The sequence below is a fragment of the Ruegeria sp. BHSB064 genome (assembly GCF_059613205.1).
In genome coordinates, this window is record NZ_JBXWSB010000204.1 from 1 (window position 1) to 4743 (window position 4743).

2 protein-coding genes, 1 tRNA gene and 1 pseudogene are annotated in these 4743 nt (G+C 54.1%); 1 reads left to right on the top strand and 3 read right to left on the bottom strand.

The window, feature by feature from the left end:
• The 3 genes from AC2FNU_RS23985 to AC2FNU_RS23995 all read right to left on the bottom strand — a co-directional run.
• Nucleotides 1-1991 (bottom strand): M10 family metallopeptidase C-terminal domain-containing protein (locus tag AC2FNU_RS23985; protein ID WP_496793780.1); only part of this gene is annotated, 1991 nt, incomplete at its 3' end.
• A 525-nt stretch (nucleotides 1992-2516) separates the two neighbouring features.
• Nucleotides 2517-2593 (bottom strand) — tRNA-Pro (locus tag AC2FNU_RS23990).
• Between the two features lie 107 nt (nucleotides 2594-2700).
• A complete protein-coding gene (locus AC2FNU_RS23995; RefSeq protein WP_496793784.1) occupies nucleotides 2701-3816 on the bottom strand; it encodes a THUMP domain-containing class I SAM-dependent RNA methyltransferase in 1116 nt (371 codons plus the stop codon).
• Nucleotides 3817-4114: 298 nt separating this feature from the next.
• Here AC2FNU_RS23995 and AC2FNU_RS24000 point away from each other — a divergent pair.
• Nucleotides 4115-4743: pseudogene (locus tag AC2FNU_RS24000) on the top strand (NADH:ubiquinone reductase (Na(+)-transporting) subunit A); the annotation flags it as partial.

Genomic DNA, 4743 nt, shown 5'->3' on the forward strand with positions numbered 1-4743 from the left:
GCGAGCTCGATGGTGCCATTTATGAGATATACGTTTCGCGTTGTGAATCCGAGGGTCGTAGATCCATTGGATTCGATAGTTGTCGTGAAATGGCCGATTTGACCATCGGAGTTCAGGTCGACACCATAATTTGCTTCAACGTCCCTGACATCATCGATGACGCTGCTGCTTTGAAGTCGACCAGAAGCATCGACGATCCATTCACCATAGACACCACCGGCGCTTTGCCAGAGAACTGTGTAACCTCCGCCTGATGCGGCTTCGGCATGAATGGCTTGCCACCCGGCAATGCTGCTGGGTCCGACTGTGGTGCCATCACCCAGAGCAAGCTCGATGGTGCCATTTATGAGATACACGTTTTGCGTTGTGGACCCGAGGGTCGTAGATCCATTGGATTCGATATTGGTCGATGTGTGCCCGATCGTACCGTCATTATTCAAATCAGCGTTGTAGAACGTTTCCAAGCTTACAACATTGGCGACAGAGTTGCTGCCTTTGAATTGACCGCTGCTGTCGACGACCCATTCAAGATATGTTCCGTCACTATTCTTCCACAACACACGGTAATCACCGCCGGATGCTTCGGCCTGAATAGCTTGCCAGCCAGCGAACGAAGCCGCGCCGACTGCTTGGCCATTATAAATCAGCCCCAGATTGGAACCACCCGAATCCACAACATAAAGGCCCTGTGCTGCGTGCTTTAGCGTGGTGCCCTGGTTGTCGATATCTGTGAGCTGCATTGCGGTTTGGATGCCCGCCCGGGTGTATTGCTGTACCCCATCCAAGAACTGGACTAACTCTACATCGTTGGCGATTGTGAACGAAACTCGCGATACGACATCGAGAAATTCATAAGTGCTTCCGTTGTCGATAAACAGATATGTGCTGATGGCGCTGACGAACCTGACGGTATCCGTTCCGGTCCCTCCGGTGAATGTGCCGCCATTGCGAGTCACGACGGCCGTGTCGTTACCTTCGTTTCCAAAGACCTGATCGGCCCCGGACCCCATGGCAAGATAAATCGTGTCATTGCCTAAGCCACCGTAGATCGTGTTGTTGTTGGTTCCATCTGACACCGAGTATATTCTGTCGTGTCCAGCATTCCCCCACAGAGTATTCTGAGCGGTATTCCCTACGATAACATCTGCGCCTGATCCGCCCGACGCATTCTCGATGACAACGCCGTGCGCAATTGTAAAACCACCCCTTACTCCCGTCGCGTGAGAGACGACTCCGCCGCCGGTGTCGCTGTAGTCCAGCGTGGCGGGCCTTAAGTCGATCCAAGAATCCGAGCTGCCAACATGCTGAATGGTGTCATTCCCACCGGTGTCCCAAATTGCTTGGTATCCGGTGCCAGCAAAGTTGGCGTAAGGCAGGACAAAGGTATTGTCCCCGCTGTTGTACGTTGTGTTCGCGCCATACATCGCCTGCAACGCTGCAATATCAAGCGCTCCAAGTCCGGTAGAACCTCCATAAGTGGCCGTTGAACGCAGACCACCGTTCTGAGAGGTCCAGCCGTCATTATATGACATTACGGTGAAGACACCCTGATTGAGGTTTCCGACCCCAAAAGAGTCAAACGCCGAGGTCACGCCGCTCATTATCGTTGTACCCAGGCCGGTATCATGTGGGTGGCCTAACCCCAGCGCGTGGCCCAATTCATGAATAAGGGTGGTAAAGAAAAACCCACCTGGATCACCGTTGCCTCCGAGTCCAGTGTTTGCTGTCCAGAAGGCGGTGTTGTAAGCGCCCAAAGACGTTCTGCTTGATGGTGTGTAGTGGAAACCGAGGGTGTTGGTGCTGGGGTGAAAATACGAGCCGGGCGCAATGATTTCTTCTAGATCAGCATTGTTGACATCAGTTGTTTCTATAAACGAAATGTTCGTTACCGCTTCTATCGCGGCGAGAGCTTCGCGAAACTCGGCCTTGTATGCTGACGTCCAGGCCTGCGAACCAAAATCTGTTCCAAAGGCATAAGTTATCTGCGTCACGGTGGACGGATTCCCGTCACCATAGGCAATACTACCCTGTATTGCACTAAGTGGGGAGCTTGAAGGAGGGGGGGTTACAAATGTAGTACCAAGCATTTCACAGCCTTGAATTTCGCTGGGTTTGTTCGCGTTCTAGTTGCTCGACTAAGTTGTCCTAAATGTGGCAAGCCCCGTAAAACACGAAATAATAGTCAGGAACTCGTCTCAAAGTTTGGCAACGGTTTCCTTGAATTAGACCACCTTTTTAGCAGGGCGTCCGGTGTTACTGAACAGTATTTGTTCACGTGCCGCAGTTTTTTTCAGCTTCTGCGGTTTTGTGGTGTTACGGCGCGACGAAGCATAACCGTTTAGAAGGCGTCGTAACCCCTTTCGGTCATCAGGTTAGCCATCACCTTCCCAACGGAAGCCCGCTTATTGTGGGAGGCTAGGTGATTTACGTGCCATAGATTCAGGGGTTTTCGTTACGCGTAACAGAAACCGGGGATTTTCGAGAGGCGCAAATTCAACGCAAGCGATTGATTTCATTGGTCGGAGTGAGAGGATTCGAACCTCCGACCCCTGCCTCCCGAAGACAGTGCTCTACCAGGCTGAGCTACACTCCGACCGTGGCGGGTGATCTATACCCGGCGATTGTGATGCGCAAGAGGTTTCTGAGACGTGAATGCCGGAAATCATGCGTGTCAAAAAACACGAACTTGAATGTTCCGAGTCAGCGAAGCGGATCCGTTTTGTAAAGGCGGATTTTTGTGCCGCCATGATCGACGACCGGGCCTGGTGCCAACAACGGCAGGCGCGTTGCCCTTGCCAGGGACGGGGCGCTGGTCACTATTCCAACCCGCCACCCCTGAAAACGGCTCATCAGGGTTTTGCCCATTGCTCCATAGACCGAGCGCAACCGCTTTTCGTCCCCGATCCGCGCACCATAAGGCGGGTTCACGATAACCAGCCCTTTTGGGCCTTCCGGCGGCTTAATGTCACTGACCGACTTCAAAAGAAACTGTGTTGCTTGGCCCACCTGCGCACGCTTGGCGTTAGCGGTGGCGGCTTCAATCGCACCTGCGTTCCTATCCGAGCCATAGAAAGTTAGATCACTTTCTTTGCGGGTGGTGCTGTCTTGCATTGACTGCCAATGGTCGCGGTCAAAACTAGCGAGGTCTTCAAAAGCAAAGCTGCGCGACCGGCCGGGCAGCAAGCCAAGGGCGATTTCGGCGGCCTCAATCACGAATGTGCCTGACCCGCACATCGGATCAAGGACAGGTTCCTGACCAATATAGCCGCAGTCTCGAAGAAACATGGCAGCCATCGTTTCCCGCATCGGGGCCTTGGCTATCGCTTCCTTATGCCCGCGCTTGTGCAAAAGCTCGCCCGAACTGTCGATCGACAATGTGCAAATGTCTTTTTCGATTCGCAGCAAGACCCTTAGCCCGGCGTCAGATGAGATTGGAGCCCCCAAGGTCTCGGATATCGCGCGTTCGATCCGTTCTCGGGCAGCGCCTGCGTGGTAAATCCGGGATTTACGACTTGTCGCCTCGACCTTGATCGGTATGTCCGAGCGTAAGAATTCATCCCATGGAAACTTTCGGGCTCGTTTGTCCAGCTGAGCCAAATGCACCGCCGGGAAGCTACCCAGCCTCACAAGAACCTTGTTCGCGCCTCTTAAGGTCAGATTGGCGCGCCAGACTTCGGGCCAAGATCCTCGGCACGTTACGCCACCCCGAACTGCTTTCGCCTGAGCGAATCCATTCGACCGTGCCTCGGCGCATAAGGGGGCTTCGAGGCCCGGTGTAGCGATCAGAAAGATGTCGAGGTCTGCGTTTTGTTCCATTCCGGTTGCTTACACCGGAACCTTCGTAGGTGCGACACGCTTTTTTTGACGCCTGAAATGTGTCACTTTTCCGAACAAACAGTGGGAAAGTGCGGTTCCGAGATAACTTTTGGCGGTAACAGGTTTGCGTTTGGAGGCGTCCCCGCGTAAAGGGTCCGTGATCGGAATTACGCCTGCGGAATTTGGACCCATTTTGTCGCTTTCGCGACAAGTGGTATGAATTTCCGCGGTATTGCATGGCACCAACAGGCGTCAGCAATGCAGGCGCAGCAATAAAGGCTTGGAAGAACGTAGCGACATGCAAACTTTCAAACTTAAAAAAGGGTTGGATCTGCCGGTTGAAGGCGCTCCTGACCAGACCATCCATCCGGGGCCGGACTACAAGACCGTCGGTATTTTGGGTGGAGACTATATCGGCCTGAAGCCTAAGATGTTGGTGCAAGAGGGTGAGGAGGTTCAACGGGGGGCACCGTTGTTCTGTCACAAGGACGCACCAGAGGCGATGATGGTTGCGCCGGTAAGCGGTAAGGTGGTTGCCATCAACCGAGGTGCCCGCCGTGTCCTGCAAAGCGTTGTGATCGAAGTGTCGGATGCAAATGACAACGGCGTGGACTTTTCCGGCATTGGTGATGCAGACAGCGCAGAAGGTGTGACTGCCAAACTGTGTGCAGCGGGACTGTGGACCGCGTTTCGTACGCGGCCCTATTCGAAGATGCCACTGCCGGGCAGCGCGCCAGCGGCAATCTTTGTAACGGCTATGGACAGTGACCCGCTGGCCCCGGATTCCGCGTCGATCATCGCTGAAGCGCCCGAGGCGTTCAACTCGGGTCTGGCAGCGATAACCAAACTGACCGAAGGAAAAACCTTCCTGTGCCAGAAAGAAGGCGACGCGATCCCCGGAGCAGATGTTCCCGGCGTAGAAGCGGC

Coding starts and splice junctions, on each gene's coding strand:
- AC2FNU_RS23995 (WP_496793784.1), bottom strand. CDS start 3,816: ATGGAACAAAACGCAGACCTCGACATCTTTCTGATCGCTACACCGGGC.